Consider the following 20650-nt stretch of genomic DNA (forward strand, 5'->3'; position numbering starts at 1 on the left):
AGACAAACATGACACTCAACACGCAACCGAATCTCGCCCGCCCCGATGATTTCTACGAGGCATTGATCGATATGCATCGCGATCTGGACGATGCGCAGAGCCAGTCGGCCAATGCGCAATTAATCCTGCTGCTCGCCAATCATATCGGCGATCACGCCACGCTACTCGAAGCGCTACGGCATGCCCGCGAGGGCGCAACCGACATGCCGGCGCGAAATGGTGGAACGCAGCCGCGGGCCGCTTAAGCACCTCGCGCGACCCAAAATTAGCTTTGCGTAAGGCAGATGTTGGGAGACGTCGATAGTAACGATTTGTTGCACGCACTTCCTCTAAAACTCGCGGTTGATAACCCGTGATTTCTCTCGCTTTTTTCTTTCCGACTATCAGATTCTTCTTAGCAAAGCGGCTGGTGCGCTGCCTCATACTAGGTGGCTTGTTGAGCTAGGATGCATAGGGTGTGACGTTCCGGTGGGCCACATTGTTTCGTGCCGGCGCACCATGTCCTCGTGCGTTGCCGGCGGGAAATTTCCCGCGTTCGGCTGAAAAGAGACACGAGATGAAATTGTTTTTGATAAGCGACCTTGTCGTTCAGGAGTTGGCGTCGATGAAAGTCGACGGAAAATGGCTTTCTCCAGCGCTGTTTGCCGAATCGGCGTTGCTCTGGATCAACCATTACGCGCCCGGTCTGGATGTGCCTGAAGCCTTTTTTTCCGAAGTCGAGTGCGAAGTGCTGCAGATAGCCACGCAACTCGCGGTCAGAGAATTGGCGGCAGTCGAAGATTCGCCGTTATCGCAGCTATTCGGCGACTATCCCACGGTGAATTACGCGCATCCGTTGAGCGCGAAAGCGTTGGCCGCGACGCTTGCAGCATGCCGCGAAAAAATCTCGAGTGGTTCTGAGACGGCATCGTCGAGTGACGCATTCTGGTCGCGACAGTTCGCGAGCTGTGTGAAGAACGCGCCGCAGCGTCTTGGGTGTCACCCCACCCTTTGTCAGTTGATGGGCCGTGTCAGCGATACGTCGAAGACATAAAGCGTCGCTGAAGATCGAAGGCTTCGGACGTTATATCGGGTAGAGTCGCGGCTATGCGTCCGCGATTGCACCCATCACGTCCGAACCATGCATTCCATTGACCCTGTTCCTGTTCCTCTGCCTCACGACGGGCCGCCCGACATTGCGTTGTGGCGGATCGACATCGACTTCACTGCGTCGCTCGACGCACCTGCCTTCGCCTCCCTCAGCGAGGACGAACGCACCCGAGCCCATCACTTTCGCCGCCATGAAGACGCGTTGCGCTTCGCCAGCGTGCGCGCCGCGCTTCGTGACGAGCTCGCGCGGCGGCTCGACATTGCAGCGCGCGCCGTGCGTTTTGCGCTCGACGCCAATCACCGCCCTCATCTCGCGGATTCGGACCGCTTCGATTTCAATGTATCGCATGCGGGCGCGCACGGGCTGATCGCAATGTCGCCGGTTCGGCGCGTCGGCGTGGATATCGAGCAGCGCAGCGACAAATTCGATTGGCGTTCGATCGCGGCCTTGACGCTCGGCGAGGAAGAGGCCGCGTGGATCGCGCGTCTCGACGCGGGACAGCAGAGCGCTGCGTTTTACGACGCGTGGGTCGCCAAGGAAGCGCTCGTCAAAACGACGGGCGTGGGCCTCACGCGCGGGTTGCAGCATCTGAGAGTGCTGCCGCGTGAAAGCACCGGCGTGACGCTGCGCGAACAGATTCCCGCGGATATGCGCGGTGTCGCCGCACGCTGGCTCGCCGCACCGGACGCCTACGCAGCGTGCGTAGCGTGGTCGTTGACCACATTGCGGCAAGCGCAAACAGACTCAGCGCCCTAACCGTTTGCCTGCCCGAACGCCAAAGCCTTCGGCCAGCCGAACGTATGCACGTGGGTGAGCGGCTGCGTGGCCGGCTGCGCAAGCGCGACCGCCGCGTGAATCTTGCCGGCCATCGGGATATCGAGCACATGCCAACGGCCATGTTCTGCGAGATTGAATGCACCGGTTGCGGTGTGGCTGAACAGCAGTTCGATATCGATGTCGACGGGCGCGTAACGTAGCGCATTGCACAGACTGCCGTAGCGAGCGCGCCGCCGCGAGGCTTCCGGCGTTTCGTCGGGCGCCGCGCCGCGCGAGGGTACGACGACGCTCAGTCCCAGCGTCGCCGATGCAACGCCGATCACGATCCAGATGCCGCCGTACGCGATATCGATCGTGATACCGCGGCCGTCGCGAGGATGACGCGCCCGCAGCTTCTCGTTGCCGTCGTCTTGCAGATCCACGGCGTTCGGCTCGCAGTCGAACAGATTCCCGACGATCCACCGCACCACCACGCGCGCACTGATAAAGCGTTTGCGCAACGCAGCGTTCGGATGCAGCCGCGCGCGCTCGCGTTCGCTCTTCGACAACCAGGTATCGCCTTCCTGCACCGGCACCGGCAGCCATTCGCAGCGGAACCGCCAAAGATGCAGTTCGCCTGCGCGCGGCGCGGCGACGTTGTACGGATAGCTGCGCGTAAGCGGATGGCACAGGAAGGCGGCGGCGGGAGGTGCGACGCTGGCGGGCTGCACGCCAGATTCGCCGGCGCTGCGTTCAGCTGCGACTTCGCGCGACTCGCGGCTGCCGCGCTGAGGCGAAGTCGCCGGGCAAGCCTGGTCCAATTCCAACGACATAGGCCTGCTTCCTCAATGCATGTAGGTGACGCGCCGTGCTTGCACGTCGAGTTCGACGCCGGCGTCGAGCAGGTCGATGGCGAACCAGCGAATCAGCTTCAGGACGCCGCTCACCGCGGGCGCGGGAAGCCATTCGTTCAGCAGGCGCAAGGCCGCGCCGCTATGCGTTTTTTGCAGCAACGCGATGGTTTGCAGAATCACGGCTTCGTCCTTGCCGAGGTCGCTCGCGCAACGGCAGCGCATATCGAGCGGACGATACGACACGTGCATCAGCGAACGCATCAGCAGATCGAAGTGTTCGATGCCGTCCTGCCGCAGACCGACGCCGCTGAGAACGTCGCGCCAGTGCACGCCGCCGCGCGCCGTTTCGCAAGCGGGCCGCAGCCATGTACGCACGGCGCTCAGGACGGTGCGGTCGGGCGCGTTGGCGGTGTCGGTCGGATGATCGTCCATCAGTTCCGGACGGTTGCTGTGTTGAGAGCGAAAGTTCATCGATGCTCCTGAATGGACACGGTCCAATGAATCGCGCCGGCCGGATGGGACGGGTGCCGCGTCGCAGGCCAGCGCTTGTCGCGTGCGACGGATGGGCGATGACGCAGAGCCTGCGTCGGGTGCTTATGCGTTGGTCGCGGTTACCGCGGCGTTTGCTTCAGCTTTGAGCCGGCTGCGGCGGTTGCGCCGGCTGCCATTCGCGCACGTGTGCGCTGCGCGCCGCACGCGCCGGTGCTTGCCCCAGTGTTTTCGGCGTGCCGACAAAGAGGAAGCCGAGCAGCCGCTCGTTCGCAGCGAAACCCAGCGCGTCGTGCAGGCGCGCTTCGTAACTGTCCGGTCCGGTGGACCAGAAGCCGCCGTAGCCGAGCGCGTGGATCGCGTTGAGCATGTTCATTGCCGCCGCGCCGGCAGCTAGCAGCTGCTCGATCTCGGGCACCTTGGGATGCGCCGAGATCGCCGCGCCGAGCGCGATCACCAGCGGCGCCGCGAATGCTTTCTGCCGGCGATGCGCATGCGCCGAACGCGGTTCGTCCGGTGAGCGGGCGCTGGCCAGGTCGACCAGCACGTCGCCGAGTGAGCCGCGCGCATCGCCGCGAATCGTCACGAAGCGCCAGGGACGCAGGTTGCCGTGATCGGGCGCGCGCAAGGCGGCGTCGAAAATCAGGTCGAGTTCGGCGTCCGCCGGGCCGGGCTCGGTCAGCGGCCATTGCGATTGACGCGACAGCAGAACGTCGAGCGCCGCCGAAGCATGCGGGCCGACGCCAGTGGCAGGCGTTGCCACCGCGGGGCGCGGGCTTTCGGTTTCGGGGCGGCTGATGTCTAGCGTCGTCATGATTTCGGGTTCGGCGGAAGGTATGGGCTGAATAATGAGCTAATTTCCTAGTAAATGCAAATCATTCGCATTTAGAAAATGAATTCTTAATTGGATCTGGCGCCTGTCCGATGTTCCGGCGCCAAACGCGGGCGCTACCAGAGCCGCGCGCGGCGGGTCATTGACGCAACTAACGGTCAACCGCGCCCGGCGTCCGCAGATATGATGACGAAGTGCCGAATTCAGCCGTTCTGGCAAAAGCGGCTTGCAGCCTCCTTGCCCACTTTCGCTCGCCCATGCCGATAAAAACACTCGACGCCGCATCGACTTCCGAGGCTACAGAAGCAGCGCAACGACTCCCCACGCTGATGCTCGCCGCGTCTCTATCGCTGGGCAGCGCGATCGCGCTCGGCCTCGCCCGCTTCGCGTACGCACTGCTGTTGCCGTCGATGAAACTCGACCTCGGCTGGAGTTTTGCGCAAGCGGGCGCGATGAATACAGCCAACGCGTTGGGCTATCTGCTCGGCGCGCTGGCTTTCCCGCACCTTGCGCGCCGCTGGTCGGCTGGCGCATTGTTCGGCGGCGGTTGCGTGGCGACCGCGCTGCTGATGGCAGGCAGCGGGCTGCTTGCCGACACGAACGCGCTGCTCACCTTGCGCGTGATCACCGGCGTGAGCAGCGCGGCGATCTTCATCAGCGGCGGCGTGTTGGCGGCGCGGCTTGCATCGGCGAGACCGCACGATGCAGGGCTCGTCCTTGGCTTGTACTACGGCGGCACTGGGTGGGGCATTGTGGCGTCGTCGCTGCTGGTGCCGCTGACTATCTTCAACGTGCCGCACGGCTGGCAGTTCGCGTGGTTCGCACTCGCGCTCGCGTGTGCTGCGCTCGCGACGGTGGCCGTCGGCGCGGCGCGAAAAATCGAACGCGTGCACGCGATGGCGTCGTCGGCCACGCAATCACACGCCGCCGCCGATGCACCCCGCTGGCCGCGATTCAGTCTGGCGCTGGCGGGCTACACGCTGTTCGGCGTCGGTTATATCGGCTACATGACGTTTATCGTCGCACTGCTGCGCAATGCGGGCATGAGCGCAACTGTTGTCACATGCTTCTATCTGTTGCTCGGCGTGGCGACCGTGATCTCCGCGCGACTGTGGTCGGGATTGTTGGATCGCATGCGCGGCGGCCAGGCGCTCGCGGTGCTGAACGCTTTGCTCGCGATCGCGACATTGCTGCCCGCGCTGTTCACGCAGCCGTGGGTGGCGTTCGTGTCGGGTGTGTTGTTCGGCGCGACGTTTCTTTCCGCCGTAGCGTCGACCACGGCTTTCGTGCGCCACAATCTGCCCGCGAGTCATTGGGCCAAGGGCATCAGCGCATTCACGATTGTGTTTGCGTTCGGGCAGATTGTTGGGCCGATGGTGATCGGCTGGGTCTCGGACGGCGCGGGTCTCGCACGCGGGCTGGTCTATTCCGCGCTGCTGCTCGCGGCGGGCGCGGTGCTGGCGGCGTGTCAGAAAGCATTGCGCCGAACATAAGTCCGCGCATTCAGACCCGCACGCTGCACGCTTTTCACACCTGCACGGAAGGGATGCTCTTCATGCAACGCAAAGCGAACATCGAGCGGCTATGACGGATGCCGGCGATCTTGTAGAGCTTCTCACGCAGAAAACGCTCGTAGCCCGCCGTGCCGTCGACCGCGACCTTCACCAGATAATCGTAATCGCCCGATACGAGATACGCCTCCAGCACTTCGGTTAGCGTCGCGAGTTCGGCGCCGAAGCGGGCGAGGGCGTCTTCGTCGTGACGGTCGAGCGTGACTTCGAGCAGGACGATGTCCGCGAAGCCGAGCTTCTGCTGATCGAGCAGCGCGACGTAGCCGCGGATATACCCCTCGGTTTCCAATTGACGCGTGCGATTCCAGCATGCGGTGGTCGACATGCCGACTAGTTCCGCCAATTCGGCATTGCTCAGACGCGCGTTTTTTTGCAACTCGCGCATGATCTTGCGATCCTGGTTGTCGAGCGGGCGATTTCGGATGGTCGTGGCCGTCACTGGAAGTTTCTCCCTCAAAATTGCATTATTAAGGAAGATCGTCCCGACATCGCGCGAGAACCCTGTTGCTTTAAGAAGCCTATCCAGCCGGCGTCCCGGTATATTTTCAGGGTGCATTCATGCCCGGGACAACCGTCCGGGCCGCGGGCCTCGTGCCCGCAGCCTCGCGCGGCCACAAGCTGCCGTCCGGTGTCTCGCCGTCTTTCACAGGAAGGACGGCACGCGGGCGAATTGCGGCGTCATCAGCGCCGCAAGACGCGCTCGCCGGGCGTGGATGCATGTTCCCGATCGATGCTTGTCAACAAGACCGTCCGCGCGACTGGCGCCCCCGCCCCGCATAGATTGAGGCAGTGCATTGGCAAGCGACGCGCGGCCGCTCGATCAACCTCGTTTGGTCGGCGCTTTGGCCGCACTCTGTACAGCGACACTGCGATAGACGTCGCGGCAAAATTGCATGCCGCCTTGTTGCGTGCCGTTGACACCCGCCGCGATGCGTACCGTTCCCTCCACATGCTGAGGCCCCGGCGGATTCACGATAGCGGCGTCGATCGCGAACGGATCAGAAGGCGAAGCGCGCATGATGCCAATGCCCTTGATCGTCACGTTAAGGCAAGGGTCCGGGAGTTGCGCAGCGTGCCCGGCCGCGACGTCGAACTGGATGTTCAACGTCCAGAAACCCTCGTGAATATCCTGATGAATAATGACGGCCTTCACCACGTCCTGGTGTGACAGCGTGTACTCATTGCTTGCCATCGGTCCCTCCTTGCTCGTACGCATGCTGAGCGCACGTGTGCAGAAATGGCAATTTGCGCGGACTAGGAAAGGTTAGTTTTACGCGCCATCGCTTGCGGTACAAGCGGAAAGATGCGCGCGTCCATACGTCGACAAAACGAGCATCGCACAGACGCGAAAGGCGACGCCCGGACGCTGGCATCGCCTTTCGCGCCGTAGCCGGAAGGGCTGCGGCGCGGTAGAACGGAACCTCCGATCAACCGCGCTTGCGAGTACGTAGCAACGATTAATGGAAGATGAGGTACAGGATGACCAGTACGATCAACGGGACGCCAAGCAGCCAGCCGAGAAGGTAAGGCATGATGTGATCTCCTTTCGTATCGAGGTTGGAATACGAAGTTGATTGAGCATCCCGCGTGCCTGACGTGGTGGTCTGAGCCGTCGGCATGGCCACGGCAACGTCAAGGCAGATTCTCCCGCAGAACAATGCTGAATTGCACTGGCTTAACGTCGCTCATCGCGTCACGCTTCTCGCGCACGTTGCGGAATATGCGCAGACAATTTCCCACCATGGCTTGTGGCGTTTGCGTGATCAACGCATCCATGGTGCCGTCGATCAACAACGCTCGCGTGTCAGGCGTCAAGCCATGGCCGACAAACAGAATCTTCTGCTCTGAGCGCGCTTCGACGATCGCGCGCGCCACGCCATCCGATCCGCCGCCGCTGTTGTAAATGCCGGCAAGGTCGGGATGCTGCTCCAACAGCTTGCGCGTTTGCATATAGTTTCGTTCGCTATCGTCGTGTCCCTCGCGCAATCCGATCACGCGCACTTGTGGAAACGTCGATTCGATCAAATGCAGAAAACCGATCTCGCGCTCTTCATGGCCACGATAGTTGAGACTGCCCGCGAGCATCGCGATCTTTCCGTTCGGCCGCGGGCCCATGAAGCGCCCGAGCAGCAACGCCGCCGTGCGTCCCGCCGAACGATTGTCGATGCCCACATAAGCCAGTCGCCGCGCATTCGATAAATCAGAAATCAGCGTGATGGCCGGCACGCCCTGATCCGCTAATGCATTCACGGCGTCGCGCACTACGGGATGTTCGAGCGCCATGAACACCACCCCATCCGCACGCTGTCCGTAGTGCAACAGACGGTCGGCCAATTCCTTCGGGTTGAAACTCTCGACGTAGTGCACGCGGCACTTCATGTCCAACGCGTTCCACTGATCGTGTGCGAAGTCGATGTAGTCGCCGAGCATGTGCAAGTAGCGATTGGTGCCGGCAGGCAGCAGGAACGCGATGCGCATCGGCTTCGAGGCGGGCACGACGGGCGCCTCGGGCGTGAGCAGATAGCCGAGTTGGGCGGCCGCTTGCAGCACGCGTTGCGCCGTCACGGCGCGCACGCCTTCACGGCCATTGAGCACGCGATCCACCGTGGCGGTCGACACACCGGCGGCCCGCGCAATGTCGGGAATGCGGGCACGCGCGGCGGCGGTGAGGAGAAGCGTATCGGACATGGCAGTCCTTCCTTCGCAGAACGGAAGTCCATCAAAAAACATCAGGTTCGCGGTTTGACAGCGCTAGCCGCGCACGCCTAGTCTTGCAGCTATCACACGACGACGCGGCACCGGTGACTATAAATCAGCGCGCAGCGAGCGGACGATGATGGTTTTTGATGGATTCAACAGTCACATCAATTATAAGCAAGGAGACGCTCAAATGACCAACCTCGCGAGACGCACCCTGCTGCGTGCGGCAGCCGCCGTGCCGGTAGCCAGCGCGCTGGGCTTTCCGGCGATCGTGCGCGCGGCGTCCGGCCCGGAGTTCGTGTTCAAGTACGGCAACAACCTGCCGCTCACGCATCCGCTGAACGTGCGCTCTCAGGAAGCGGCTAATCAGATCAAAGAGGCGTCGAAAGGGCGCATGGAGATCCGGATATTCCCTAACAACCAGTTAGGCGGTGACACCGACATGCTCGCGCAGGTGCGCAGCGGCGGCATCGAGATGTTCACGCCGTCGGCGCTGGTGGTATCGACGCTCGCGCCGTCGGTCGCGATCAACGCGGTGGGCTTTGCGTTCAGCGACTACAACCAGGTGTGGGGCGCGATGGACGGCAAGCTCGGCGCTTACGTGCGCGCCGCGATGCAGAAGGCCGGCCTCGAATCGTTCGAAAAGATGTGGGACAACGGCTTTCGTCAAACCACAACGAGCAACGGTCCCATTACGAGCGCGCAGAACATGCGCGGTCTGAAGATTCGCGTGCCGGTGAGTCCGCTCAGCATCGATATGTTCAAGGGACTTGGCGCTTCGCCGACCAGCCTGCAATTCAGCGAAGTTTATTCGTCGCTGCAAACGCATATCGTCGACGCGCAGGAAAATCCTCTGCCGATCGTGCAGGTCGCGAAACTCTACGAAGTGCAGAAGTACTGCTCGCTCACCAATCACATGTGGGACGGCTACTGGTTCGTGCTGAATCCGCGCGCGTGGCAGCGCTTGCCGAAGGATCTGCAAGGCATTGCCAGCGATGCGTTCAACCAGTCGGCGTTGAAGCAGCGCGAAGACGTGCGCAAGCTGAACGACGCGGCGGTCGCGGATCTGCAAAGCAAGGGTCTGTCGATCAATCGTCCCACGCCGGACACGTTCCGCGCGGCGCTGCGTCAGGCGGGTTTTTACGCCGAATGGAAGAGCAAGTTTGGCAATCAGGCGTGGGACCTGCTCGAACAATCGGTTGGCAAGCTGGCCTGATCGTGCTGCATGCGGGTGAGCCTGAGACGAAGCGCGGCGAGCCGCCGCGAGGAGGCAGCAGGATGTCGAATCACGCATTGAATCCGGCGGACGCGGGCGTGCCATTGCACGCGGCGAGCACGTCGCGGCGCTGGCTGAGGAGTTTCGATCGCGGTCTGATCGCGCTCGTCGAAGTCTGCGCGGCGGCGCTGCTTGCGATGGAAATCGTCGTGATGTTGGCGGGCGTGGTGTGCCGCTATGTGCTGCATCAACCGCTAGTCTGGTCGGATGAACTGGCCGGCATTCTGTTCCTATGGCTCGCCATGCTCGGCGCCGTGCTCGCGTTGCGGCGCGGCGAACATATGCGGATGACGGCGTTGGTCAGCCGCCTGTCGCCGCAGCGGCGCGCGTTCGTCGATACGCTGGCGATCGCGGCATCGATCGGCTTGCTTGCGCTGTTGATCGCACCAGCGTACGACTATGCGTCCGGCGAGGCGGCAATCGTGACGCCCGCTCTGCAGATCAGCAACGCGTGGCGCGCGCTCGCCTTGCCGGTCGGTGCGGCGCTCATGCTGCTGGTCGGCCTGATTCGTCTTGCTCAGGTGAGCCGCATGCGCGACGTCCTGATCGTGCTCGCGATCACCGCTGTATTGGCTGCGGTTGCCGTGTTTGCCGACCCGTGGTTTCAGACGCTCGGCAAAACCAATCTGGTGATCTTTTTCGTCGGCGTGGTGGGGATCGGGATTTTTTCGGGCGTACCCATCGGGTTTTCGTTTGCGCTCGCTACGTTCGGTTATCTCGGTCTCTCGACCTTTACGCCGCTCGAAGTCGTGGTCGGCCGCATGGACGAAGGCATGTCGCATCTCGTGCTGCTCGCGGTGCCGCTCTTCGTCTTCCTCGGCTTGCTGATCGAAATGACCGGCATGGCGCGCGCGATGATCGAGTTTCTCGCGAGCCTTGTGGGTCATGTGCATGGCGGGCTGTCGTTCGTATTGATCGGCGCGATGTATCTGGTGTCGGGCATCTCCGGTTCGAAAGTCGCGGACATGGCGGCCATCGCGCCGGTGTTGTTTCCGGAGATGAAAAAACGCGGCGCTTCCGAAGGCGATCTGGTCGCGCTGCTCGCCACGACCGGCGCACAAAGCGAAACCATTCCACCGAGCATCGTGCTGATCACGATCGGTTCGGTGACGGGGTTGTCCATCTCCGCGCTCTTCACTGCGGGCATGCTGCCGGGCGCGGTGCTCGCGCTGATTCTGTGCGTGGTGGTGTGGTGGCGTTATCGCAAGGAAGATCTGAGCGGCGCGCAGCGTTTCAGCAAGCGGCAGATCGGGCGACTGTTCGTCGTGTCGCTGCCGGCGCTGGCGTTGCCGTTCCTGATTCGCATGGCCGTGGTTGAAGGCGTGGCAACGGCGACAGAGGTCTCCACCATCGGCATCGCTTACTCGATGCTGATCGGTCTGCTGGTGTATCGCCGCTTCGAATGGCGGCGGCTCGGCCGCATGCTGGTGGATGCGGCGACGTTGTCGGGCGCGATTCTTTTTATCATCGGCTGCGCCACGGCGATGGCCTGGGCGCTCACGCAATCCGGCTTTTCGCAGGACCTCGCGCAGTTCATGGGCTCGATGCCCGGCGGCGCTTACGGTTTTCTTGCCGTGTCGATCGTGGTGTTCGTGATGCTCGGCAGCGTGCTCGAAGGAATTCCCGCCATTGTGCTGTTCGGGCCGCTGCTGTTTCCCATCGCGCGGCTCGCGGGCGCGCATGAAGTGCATTACGCGATCGTCGTGATTCTTTCGATGGGCGTGGGCCTCTTCTCACCGCCGTTCGGGGTCGGCTACTACTCGGCTTGCGCGATCAGCAAGGTCAATCCCGATGCGGGCATTCGTCCGATTGTCGGCTATATGGGCGCATTGCTCGTCGGCCTGATTCTGGTCGCGGCGATTCCCTGGATTTCGATCGGGTTTCTTTAAGCAGATCTCTCAGGTTCATTAGCAGGTTCGACCTTCGGGTGCCGCGTCATCGCCGCGCCGGGGCGTCGCTCGTCTTTCAACCCCGCAGCATCGGGAGAGTTTCATGAGTCGTTTCTTTGGCGAAATCCGGCAGGCAGGCTACGTGGTGCGGGATATCGAAGCCGCGATGGACTACTGGAGCCGCGTGCTCGGCGTGGGTCCGTGGTTCTACAACGAACGCGTGCCGATCGAGAACTACACCTACCGCGGGCAATCGTACGAGGTGCATAACTCGGTGGCGTTGGCGAACTCGGGGCCGCTGCAGGTGGAACTGATTCAGACACGCAACGACGCGCCGTCCATGTATCGCGACTTTCTCGCCGCCGGCCATACCGGCTTGCAGCACAACGCGTACTGGACCACTTCTTTCGACGCGGATCTCGCGCGACTGCGGGAGCAGGGTTTCAAAGTCGCCATGAGCGGCGAAGTGGGGCGCAACGGACGCTTCGTGTACTTCGATACGGAAAATCATCCGGGCACCGTGATCGAGTTGTCTGAGATCGCCGGGCCGAAAGGCAAGCTCTTCGACATGATCTACGCGGCGTCGCGCGATTGGGATGGCCGCGAGCCGGTGCGCCGTTTCCCCGATCTGGGCACGTTATGAACGAGACGCTGCAACAGCAAGCGGTCGATAACGACACGCTCGAGGCCGACTATCTGATCGAGACGCCGCTTGATCCCGCACGCGTCGCCGACGTCATGGCCGGCGAGCAATCGAGCGGCACCTTCGTGCGCGTCGCCAACGAATCCGATGCGCTGCGCGCACGCAGCCGCGCGAGCGTGTTGCGCGTCGAAGAACTCGAAGCAGCGGCGCGGCCCAGCTTGCCGAACGCCTGGCTCGAGCGTCAAGGCACGCCAGGGCCGTGGCGACGCGCGCGCATTACGCTGTCGTTTCCGCTCGCCAATATCGATGCGAACCTGCCCACGCTGGCCGCGACCGTCGCCGGCAATCTGTACGATCTCGGCGAAGTGACCGGCATGCGGCTGCTGTCGTTGCGCTTGCCGGCTTCGTACCGCAAGCGTTTCGAATTGCCGCGTCATGGCGTGGCCGGCACGCGCGCGCTGACGGAGGTGAAGGACAGGCCGATGATCGGCACGATCATCAAGCCGAACGTCGGCCTGAGCGCGGCGGAAACGGCGGCGCTGGTGCGGGATCTGTGCGAAGCAGGCGTCGATTTCATCAAGGATGACGAAGTATGCGCGAACCCCGCGCATGCGCCGCTGGCGGAACGCGTGCGCGCGGTGATGTCCGAAGTGCGCCGCTACGGTGAGCGCAGCGGCCGCCCCGTAATGGTCGCGTTCAATATCACCGACGACCTCGACGCCATGCGCCGTCACGCGGAACTGGTCGAACGCGAAGGCGGCAGTTGCGTGATGGCGAGCATCAACTGGTGCGGCTTTTCAGCGATCCAGACACTGCACCGCGCGACGCCGCTCGTGCTGCACGCGCACCGTAACGGCTACGGCATGATGTCGCGCGATCCGGCGCTGGGCATGTCGTTTCAAGCGTATCAGACGCTCTGGCGTTTGAGCGGCGTCGATCATATGCATGTGCACGGTCTCGCCGGCAAATTCGCGCAGAGCGACGCCGAAGTAATCGAGTCGGCGCGCGACTGCGCGACGCCGCTTGCCCCGGGTTGCGACGATACGGTGCTGCCCGCGTTTTCGTCTGGGCAATGGGCCGGCACCGTGCAAGCGACCTTCGACGCGGTGCGCTCCACCGATCTGCTGTTCATGTCGGGCGGCGGTATTCTCGCGCATCCGGATGGCCCGGCAGCAGGCGTCACGAGTGTGCGCCAGGCATGGGCGGCGGTGCAGGCCGGCACGCCGCTGCCGGTGTACGCCGAGCACATGCCGGAACTGCGGCGCGCGTTGGCGTTTTTCGGCAGCCGCACGTGAACGCTTCGGGCGACACGGACCAAAAGATGAGCGACGAAGCAAACAGCGGCGGCCCCGCTTACGCTTTCTACGGCGACGACTTCACCGGCGCAACCGACACGCTGGCGCATCTCGCCCGCGCCGGTTTGCGCACCATGCTCTTCTTCGCACCACCGGATGCCGCGCGTCTTTCGATGCTCGGCCGTCTCGACGCGATTGGCGTTGCCGGCGCCGCGCGGGCCATGGCGCCCGCGGTGCAGCGACAGGAACTCGAACGCGTCGGCGCCGCCTTCGCCGCGCTCGGCGTACGGGTGATGCACTACAAAGTGTGCTCGACGTTCGATAGCGCGCCGGAAACCGGAAGCATCGGCGTGGCGATTCGTACGTTGCGCGAGTACTGCGCGAACGAACTCGTCGTGGTGGTCGGCGGTCAGCCGAATTTGCGGCGCTATTGCGTGTTCGGTGAACTGTTTGCGGCAGCCGGCGCGGACAATAGCGCGCAGTCGATCTATCGCATCGATCGTCATCCGACCATGAGCCGCCATCCGGTCACGCCGATGAACGAAGCGGATTTGCGCGTGCATCTTGTGCGGCAAGGTGTGAAGAATGTGCAATCGATCGACTGGCGCTGCTACGCGCGCGGTGCCGCCGAATTGCAGGAAGAGGTGCAGCGCCGGCTCGATTCGAAACCCGACGCCGTGCTGTTCGACGTACTCGACGATTCGCATCTGCAAGCTGTTGGCCGCGTGATCGTGCGTCATGCCGCCGTGACGGCGCCATTGCTCGCGGTCGGTGCGAGCAGCGTTGCGCAGGCTTATGTGTTGGCGCGTGGAACTCCCGCCGAGCCCGGCGTTTTACAGACCCGAACCACGCCGCCACTGGCGCGCGCGCACGGCCCCGTGTTCGTGCTTGCAGGCAGCCTCTCGCCATTGACCGAAATACAGATCGCTGCCGCGCAATCCTATCTGCATGTGGAACTGGACCCGCTGAAAATGACCGGCGACGCAGCCTCGGACTATCTGGCGGAACGCGTGGCGGCGATAGCCGGCCCCTTGCGCGACGGACGCAATGTGCTCGCTTTCACGACACGCCGCGCGTCGAGCGAAACCGGCGCACTGCCGCAACTCGCGCACGCCTGTGCGTCACTGTTGCAGCAGGTGCTCGGGGCCGTGCGCTTGCAACGCATCGGCATTGCCGGCGGCGACACGTCGAGTTTTGCCGTGCACGCACTCGGCGCTTGGGGATTGTCGTATCTCGCCCCGTTATCGGCGGGCGTTACCGTGTGCCGTCTCCATGCCGATCAAGCGGCACTCGACGGTATGGAGATCATGCTCAAGGGCGGCCAAATGGGCGACCCGGATCTGTTCGAGCAACTGCTCGACGGCAACGGCTAACCGTTGTCGGTGAAACCGGGATACAGCGTCATGCCGCCATCGACGAACAACGTCGTGCCGACCACGTAGTCGCTTTCATCCGATGCGAGCCAGACGGCCGCCTTGCCGATGTCGTCCGCTTCGCCCACACGGCCGTAGGGAATCAGCTTCAGTAGTTTCTGCAACGCGGTTTCGGTGTCCCACGCGTCCTTGTTGATCGGCGTGCGGATCGCGCCCGGTGCAATGGAATTGACGCGAATGCGTTCGGGCGCAACCTCCTGCGCGAGCGATTTCATGAACATCTGGATGCCGCCTTTGGACGCCGCGTAATTGACGTGCCCCGCCCACGGAATGACTTCGTGAACCGAGCTCATGCAGATGATCTTGCCGAGCGCTTTGGACGTTGTCGTCGGGCCGCGTCGCCGAAACTCTTTCACGGCCGCCTGTGCCGTCAGGAACTGGCCGGTGAGATTGGTCGCCAGCACCTGTTGCCAGTCGTCCAGCGTCATATCGGCAAATGCATTGTCTTTCTGCACGCCCGAATTCGCGACCACGATATCCACGCTTCCGAAACGCGCGCGGCATGCCGCGAACATCTTCTCGACCTGCGTGGGGTCGGCGACATCGGCCTGAACCGCGAGAGCGGCGCCGCCAGTTTGCTCGATCTCGGCGGCGAGGTGCTCGGCCCCTTCGGCATGTGAGTGATAGTTCACGACGACGGCCGCGCCCGCGTCCGCGAGCGCTTTGGCGACGCCGGAACCAATGCCCGAACTGGCGCCCGTGACCAGAGCGACCTGATTCGCGAGTAACTTTTCCATTGCTGCTCCCAGGGTGACAAGATAGGGATGTGCATCGACCCTCGACATAGTAAGGCCGCCGGATATCCGTGCAGCGAACTGCGCAGATATCCGGCGGCCGACCCGCTTTCAAGCAGTGCGGGTACTACGCAACGCCATGGCAATTAACGCTATATGACGCCGACGACCAGCAACACGATCACCACGATCACGACGAGTCCGAGACCGCCGGTGGGACCGTAACCCCACGCGCGGCTATGCGGCCACGTGGGGAGCGCACCGATGAGGAGAAGAATCAGCACGACTAGAAGAATAGTTCCCAACATATGAATGACCTCCGCCTGGTTGATAGGACCTGCCTTCACGACAGCCATGCAAGGCCGCATGGCGAGTGTTCTTGCGAAAGGCAGTATCGGTGTCACTGCTGAGCAAGCCGCGTGCCCACGGCGAAAAGTCGAGGCGGAGGCGGCTTGGAACCGTCACACCGCCGTGTAGCGGGCGGTGCTGATACGCGACGCAATCAAATCCCCGACGAAGGCGACAGCGAGCGCAACCGCGCCGCAAGTGAAGATCAACGCGTAGTCGTTATGCGTATGCGAGAAGAGGTACGAGTACCCATAGCCGCCGAGCGCCTGGAACAGCGCGAAGGCTGTCGTCGCGCGACTCCATGCGGCTCGCTGTTCGGTGTGATCGTGTGGCACAAGTTCATGGATGCGGCCGAGCACGAGCGGCACGATGCCCGGTGTGAAGATGCCGAGAATCACAGTCGATGCAGCCAGCACGAGCGTGCTGCCCGAGAACGCGAGCATGGCGACGGCGGCCGCTTGCAGAATCAGTCCGACGCGATAGGCCTTGCCGAAGCCGATGCGATCGGCCACGTTGCCGCAGATCACCGGGCCGGCGATTGCAGCGAGGCCGTACAGCACCCAGTAGTCCGCGCCGATAGCGGCGCCGCGTCCCAGGCCGCGAGCGATATAGTCGACGAGCAGCACCATCGCCGGGACAAGGCCGAGTGCGTTTGCCGCGTATTGCGCGTACAGCACGCGAAGCGTCAAGCCGTGAGGGCGCACTGCGTGATGCGTACCGGAAGGCGCGACCGGCGCGGGCGGATTCGTCGAAGGCCAGCCGAACCAGCTCACCGCGGTCAACACCAGGGCCACGACGCCGAGACCGATCCACGTAGTTTGCAAACCATAGTGCAGCAGTTTTGGAATCAAGGTGCCGGATGCCGCGATGCCAAGACCGAGTCCAAGAAAGATCATGCCGCTCACGAAGCCACGCCGTGGCACGGGAATGTGCGGAAGAATCGACGTCGTCACCAGCACCATGATTGCGCCGCCGGAAATGCCCGACAACAAGCGCCACGCGAAAAACCAGCTCACCGAAAGCGGATACGCGCAGGCGAAGAAGGCGGCGGTCACGACCGCCATCAGCAGGCGCAACGCGCTGCGGTTCGACAGGACGGATGCGAGCGGACGGCCGATCAACGCGCCGACCAGATAACCGGCGAAGTTCGCCGCGCCGAGCGTTACCGCTTGCGACGAGGTGAACCAGTGCGCCTGGATCAGCGAGGGAATCAAGGGCGTGTACGCGAAGCGCGCGAGGCCAATGGCGACCAGACTGCCGCACAGACCCGCGAGCGTTGCGAAGAGTGCGCGGGCATCGAGTGAGACTGGACTATCTGACGTTATCGGAGCAGCGGACATGACGGTTCCTTTACCGGTGCGCGCGCTGATCGCGGCGCTGCCGGATGTCGGTGGGAAAACGAAGGGGCGCGCCTTGTCAGGCGCGCGGCTCAGGCGTCGGAGCCGGTCGCCGGTAGGGCAGGCAAACCAAGCAGCAGCAACACGGGCGCGATTGCGCCTACAAGCAGCGTTTGTTGCGGATCGACCCGCGCGAGAACGCGAACGCCGATCAACGTGGTCAGCAGGTGAGTGGCGGCGTCGTCGGCGGAAACAACCGTGGTGATTTCACCGCTCTCGCTGGCCGCAAGCATGCGGCGGTAGAAGAACCCGCGCATTTCAGCGAATTCCATCGCGACGATTTCACGGAATGCTTCGTCCTCCGATGTGGTTTCCAGCGCCGAGTTCACCAGCATGCAGCCGCGCTGTGCGGGATCGGCGAGAGTTCGTTCGAGGATCTCGTGGAAGAACATCGTCACCGCTAATGCCGGCGATACGGTCCGCTCCAGTCTTCTGATCCGTTCGCGCAAAGTGTGCTCGAGATAATGCTCGAGCGCGCGCAGATACAGCGTGCGTTTGTCGCCGAACGCGTTGTAGAGACTCGGCTGCGTCAGCCCGGTCGACTTGACCAGGTCGCGCGTGGAGGTCGCCTCGTAGCCCTTGGTCCAGAAGGCCGCGCTGGCGGCTTCCAGCACCTCGTGTTCGTCGAATTGGCGGGGTCTTGCCATGGTGAATGTCCTTCCAGCGTCGCAGACGACAGGTTCTGTATCAGTCGATATAAAAAGCGATTATATATCGAGTGATACAGAACGCAAGAAGAACATTTGAGGACGTACGGCGGCGCGCCTAGAGCACGCTGCGGTGCGGCGGAAGGGCGTCGGCGGATGGTTGCCCATCCGGCGCGAGTTCGATTTCCGGATAGCTGATGCGCACGGGCGGCACGAACCAGGCGAGGCACAGACCGATCAACGCGGCGGCGCCGGCCACCAGAATGCCGATGTGAATGGACTGCACCAGCGCCTCGCGCGCGGAGCGCATCATGGCGTCGCCCGACTGGCCGGCACTCACCAGACGATTGATCAGCGCGGCCTGTTCCGCGCGATCCACCAGCAACTCGGGACTGGCGAAGGACTTGAACCACTGCGTCGCCTGGTAGGAATCGAGCGAGCGATGCACCCCACGCGAATAGAGGTGGCCGAGCAACGCGCCCGTCATCACCGTGCCGAGCATGCCGCCGAATGTCCGCAGCGATTGAAGCAGCGCGGTGGCCGCGCCGACATGGTCCCGCCCGACGATCTGCTGTGAGCAGACGGTCAGGCTGGTCGCCACCAGACCGAGGCCGAGCCCGCTGATGCCCATGCACGAGGCCCACACCAGATGCGGTTCCGTGCCGCGCAAGACGACCACGCTCAGACAGGCGAGCGCTGACAGCGCAAAGCCGACATACATGATGCCGTTTGCGCGGCGGACTCGTGTGACGATACGATTGTTGAGCACGCTGCCCACGGTTGTGCCGAGCAACAGCGGCGTGATCAGCATGCCGGAGTCATGCGCGGACATCGCGTAGCCGCCCTGGAACAGCAGCGGCACATAGAACACCAGCGAAAAGAGCGCGAAGCCGCCGAGCACCGACATCGCGAACAGCGCGGAGAGCTTGCGGTCCATCAGCATGTCGACCGGCACGATCGGATAGCCGATGCGCCGCTCCCATAGCCAGAGAATCAGTCCACAAGTCACCGCTACGACGGTCAGCACGATGGTAGTCGTATCGACGCCGCGCCTTGGAAACAGTTCGATCAGCACTTGCAGTGAGCCGAACGTAACCGCGAGCACGAACGCGCCGAGCCAGTCGAGCCGCACGGGACCTTTGCGCCGCAGGTGAAGCAGCGGTGGCAGAAAGCGCTGCACGAACAGCAGCGAGACGAGCCCGACCGGCACGTTGACGAAAAACACCAGCCGCCAGCCGCCATACTGCGTCAACATTCCGCCGAGCGTCGGCCCGACCATGTTGGACACGCCGAAGGCGGACGTGACGAACACGAGCCAACGCAGCCGCAGTTTCGGATTCGGGAACAGATCGGCGACGGTGGCGAACACCGTGCCGATCAGAATGCCGCCGCCAATCCCTTGCAGTCCGCGCGAAACCACCAGCAACAACATGCTGCTGGCAAAGCCGCACAACACAGAGGCGCCGGTGAACAACAGGATCGCCGCGATCAGGAACCGCTTGCGGCCAAACAGATCGCCTAACCGCCCAAAGATGGGAATCGTGATCACGGAGGCCAGCATGTACGATGTCGCGACCCACGCGTACAGGTCGAAGCCCTTCAGATCGGCGACGATGCGCGGCAGCGCGGTGCCGACGATGGTTTGATCCAGCGCCACCAGCATCGCGACAAAAGCGATGCCGAGCATCGCAAGCAGCGATTCGCGGAACGGCAGCAGTTGCCCGCTCGGAGGCGGCGCGGTGAACCTGGTGCTCATGGCGTGCTTACTTGTTGCCCGTGGCCATATGCTTGCCGAGCGCGGCGCCCAGGTCTTCGTCGGTCAGGGCCGGGGAGATGTCCATCGTCAGCAGGTCGCCCCATCCGAGCGCCAGCGCCGCGATCGCGCGCGTGTCGTCGGCCTCCACGATTGCAACGCCGCGCAAGCCGCCGATAGCATGCCAGCGTCCCAGCAATTTGACGCCGTCCGGCACCTGGCCGCCGGTCTTCATGAAACGTTCTATAACGGAACCCTCTGCGGTCGGCAGACCGTTCCATAGGACGATAAATTTCATTGCGTTCCTCCAATCCGTGAATGGCGATGCCGGCTCGTGGCGCGCTGCCATCGTCGCTTATGGGTACGGCGCGTCGCGGATGCGGTGCGTCGTGTTCAGTTCTGCGCCAGCAAGCTGTCCGGATAGTGCGTGCTATTGGCGGACAGCGAAAAAAACCACGTGGCGTCCTAAGCATCATAGGTGAGCGCAGAGCGGGCGGCGTCGCCGCGTGCGGACATTCGCCAGGCTAATTGCACAAGCCAACTTTCATGGCGAAAAAGCGAGAGCGCTGTCGCCAGAGGGGAATATTTCGTAGATCGTTTGCGTTAACGGGTTGCGGCGCTGCGCTTCTGCCGACAACAAAAGCAAACGGCACGCGTATGTGACGCGTGCCGTTGCTGTGACTGTGCAACGCCGAAGCGGGGCGCGCTATGTTTTGCGCTGCATGGCCGCCTTGGCAATCGTCTGATGCGCGGCGGGGAAGCCCGGCGGATATTCGACCACGCGTGCCGAAGCCGGCACCAGTGGCACGGCCGCGTTCAGCCGCGCGCCGATACGCGCGCCGCCGACGATGGCCGTCATTGCCTGACGATCGAGTTCGACGCTGTCGGTGAGGTCCCTGATGATCAGCCTGGCCATGATGGCTCCAGAAATGAAATCGGGCGG

At 63.1% G+C, this 20650-nt stretch carries 22 protein-coding genes; 9 read left to right on the forward strand and 13 right to left on the reverse strand.

Features of this window, described 5'->3' with window-relative positions; translation table 11 throughout:
- Positions 1 to 8: 8 nt before the first annotated feature.
- The 3 genes from B0G81_RS03595 (at position 9) to B0G81_RS03605 (ending at position 1846) form a co-directional block, all read left to right on the forward strand.
- Positions 9 to 245: a DUF2783 domain-containing protein gene (locus tag B0G81_RS03595; protein WP_134133555.1), complete on the forward strand. Its 237-nt coding sequence runs from the start codon at positions 9 to 11 to the stop codon at positions 243 to 245.
- Positions 246 to 604: 359 nt separating this feature from the next.
- Positions 605 to 1033, forward strand: coding sequence for a hypothetical protein (locus B0G81_RS03600; RefSeq protein WP_134133556.1), 429 nt, complete (start codon positions 605 to 607; stop codon positions 1031 to 1033).
- A gap of 87 nt (positions 1034 to 1120) precedes the next feature.
- Positions 1121 to 1846 carry a 4'-phosphopantetheinyl transferase superfamily protein gene (locus B0G81_RS03605; protein ID WP_134133557.1) on the forward strand — a complete coding sequence of 242 codons (726 nt, stop codon included), beginning with the start codon at positions 1121 to 1123 and terminating at the stop codon, positions 1844 to 1846.
- Here the strand turns inward: B0G81_RS03605 and B0G81_RS03610 are convergent.
- From B0G81_RS03610 to B0G81_RS03620, 3 genes are all read right to left on the reverse strand, one after another.
- Positions 1843 to 2679 (reverse strand): hypothetical protein, encoded by an 837-nt coding sequence (locus B0G81_RS03610; protein ID WP_134133558.1) that lies wholly within the window; start codon positions 2677 to 2679, stop codon positions 1843 to 1845. The two genes, B0G81_RS03605 and B0G81_RS03610, sit on opposite strands and share 4 nt — an antisense overlap.
- A gap of 12 nt (positions 2680 to 2691) precedes the next feature.
- Positions 2692 to 3171 (reverse strand): hypothetical protein, encoded by a 480-nt coding sequence (locus B0G81_RS03615; protein ID WP_134133559.1) that lies wholly within the window; start codon positions 3169 to 3171, stop codon positions 2692 to 2694.
- A 157-nt stretch (positions 3172 to 3328) separates the two neighbouring features.
- The gene (locus B0G81_RS03620; RefSeq protein WP_134133560.1) at positions 3329 to 4003 is read right to left on the reverse strand and encodes a nitroreductase; all 675 of its coding nucleotides are present in this window, start codon (positions 4001 to 4003) and stop codon (positions 3329 to 3331) included.
- Between the two features lie 275 nt (positions 4004 to 4278).
- Between B0G81_RS03620 and B0G81_RS03625 the strand changes: the two genes are divergently transcribed.
- A complete protein-coding gene (locus B0G81_RS03625) occupies positions 4279 to 5514 on the forward strand; it encodes a YbfB/YjiJ family MFS transporter (protein ID WP_134133561.1) in 1236 nt (411 codons plus the stop codon).
- Between the two features lie 34 nt (positions 5515 to 5548).
- On the opposite strand, the gene B0G81_RS03630 is transcribed toward B0G81_RS03625, so the two are convergent.
- The 3 genes from B0G81_RS03630 to B0G81_RS03640 form a co-directional block, all read right to left on the reverse strand.
- Complete coding sequence (locus B0G81_RS03630; RefSeq protein ID WP_134133562.1) at positions 5549 to 6031, reverse strand: Lrp/AsnC family transcriptional regulator; 483 nt, start codon at positions 6029 to 6031, stop codon at positions 5549 to 5551.
- A 381-nt stretch (positions 6032 to 6412) separates the two neighbouring features.
- The gene (locus B0G81_RS03635; RefSeq protein ID WP_116122930.1) at positions 6413 to 6784 is read right to left on the reverse strand and encodes a hypothetical protein; all 372 of its coding nucleotides are present in this window, start codon (positions 6782 to 6784) and stop codon (positions 6413 to 6415) included.
- Positions 6785 to 7224: 440 nt separating this feature from the next.
- Positions 7225 to 8280 (reverse strand): LacI family DNA-binding transcriptional regulator, encoded by a 1056-nt coding sequence (locus B0G81_RS03640; protein ID WP_121309427.1) that lies wholly within the window; start codon positions 8278 to 8280, stop codon positions 7225 to 7227.
- Between the two features lie 202 nt (positions 8281 to 8482).
- On the opposite strand from B0G81_RS03640, the gene B0G81_RS03645 reads away from it, so the two are divergent.
- From B0G81_RS03645 to B0G81_RS03665, 5 genes are all read left to right on the forward strand, one after another.
- Complete coding sequence (locus B0G81_RS03645) at positions 8483 to 9508, forward strand: TRAP transporter substrate-binding protein (protein ID WP_121309426.1); 1026 nt, start codon at positions 8483 to 8485, stop codon at positions 9506 to 9508.
- Between the two features lie 62 nt (positions 9509 to 9570).
- Complete coding sequence (locus B0G81_RS03650) at positions 9571 to 11457, forward strand: TRAP transporter large permease subunit (protein WP_134133563.1); 1887 nt, start codon at positions 9571 to 9573, stop codon at positions 11455 to 11457.
- A gap of 103 nt (positions 11458 to 11560) precedes the next feature.
- Positions 11561 to 12100, forward strand: coding sequence for a VOC family protein (locus B0G81_RS03655; RefSeq protein ID WP_116146365.1), 540 nt, complete (start codon positions 11561 to 11563; stop codon positions 12098 to 12100).
- Positions 12097 to 13395: a ribulose-bisphosphate carboxylase large subunit family protein gene (locus B0G81_RS03660; RefSeq protein ID WP_134133564.1), complete on the forward strand. Its 1299-nt coding sequence runs from the start codon at positions 12097 to 12099 to the stop codon at positions 13393 to 13395. Before B0G81_RS03655 ends, B0G81_RS03660 begins: the two co-directional genes overlap by 4 nt.
- 26 nt (positions 13396 to 13421) lie before the next feature.
- Entirely contained in the window at positions 13422 to 14768 is a 1347-nt protein-coding gene (locus B0G81_RS03665) for a four-carbon acid sugar kinase family protein (protein WP_134133565.1), read from the forward strand.
- Here B0G81_RS03665 and B0G81_RS03670 read toward each other — a convergent pair.
- The 7 genes from B0G81_RS03670 to B0G81_RS03700 form a co-directional block, all read right to left on the reverse strand.
- Complete coding sequence (locus B0G81_RS03670) at positions 14765 to 15565, reverse strand: SDR family oxidoreductase (protein WP_134133566.1); 801 nt, start codon at positions 15563 to 15565, stop codon at positions 14765 to 14767. The genes B0G81_RS03665 and B0G81_RS03670 overlap by 4 nt on opposite strands.
- A 149-nt stretch (positions 15566 to 15714) precedes the next feature.
- Positions 15715 to 15870, reverse strand: coding sequence for a DUF3309 family protein (locus B0G81_RS03675; protein ID WP_012429014.1), 156 nt, complete (start codon positions 15868 to 15870; stop codon positions 15715 to 15717).
- A 153-nt stretch (positions 15871 to 16023) separates the two neighbouring features.
- Complete coding sequence (locus B0G81_RS03680) at positions 16024 to 17250, reverse strand: YbfB/YjiJ family MFS transporter (RefSeq protein WP_134133567.1); 1227 nt, start codon at positions 17248 to 17250, stop codon at positions 16024 to 16026.
- A gap of 89 nt (positions 17251 to 17339) precedes the next feature.
- On the reverse strand, positions 17340 to 17954 hold the full coding sequence (locus B0G81_RS03685) for a TetR/AcrR family transcriptional regulator (protein WP_134133568.1): 615 nt from the start codon (positions 17952 to 17954) through the stop codon (positions 17340 to 17342).
- A gap of 118 nt (positions 17955 to 18072) precedes the next feature.
- The gene (locus tag B0G81_RS03690; protein WP_134133569.1) at positions 18073 to 19710 is read right to left on the reverse strand and encodes an MFS transporter; all 1638 of its coding nucleotides are present in this window, start codon (positions 19708 to 19710) and stop codon (positions 18073 to 18075) included.
- A gap of 7 nt (positions 19711 to 19717) precedes the next feature.
- Positions 19718 to 20005 (reverse strand): DUF3303 domain-containing protein, encoded by a 288-nt coding sequence (locus tag B0G81_RS03695; protein ID WP_134133570.1) that lies wholly within the window; start codon positions 20003 to 20005, stop codon positions 19718 to 19720.
- Between the two features lie 408 nt (positions 20006 to 20413).
- Positions 20414 to 20623 (reverse strand): hypothetical protein, encoded by a 210-nt coding sequence (locus tag B0G81_RS03700; protein ID WP_116122936.1) that lies wholly within the window; start codon positions 20621 to 20623, stop codon positions 20414 to 20416.
- Between the last annotated feature and the right edge of the window lie 27 nt (positions 20624 to 20650).

The sequence above is a fragment of the Paraburkholderia sp. BL6665CI2N2 genome (assembly GCF_004366535.1).
In the GTDB taxonomy this organism is placed as follows: Bacteria; Pseudomonadota; Gammaproteobacteria; order Burkholderiales; family Burkholderiaceae; genus Paraburkholderia.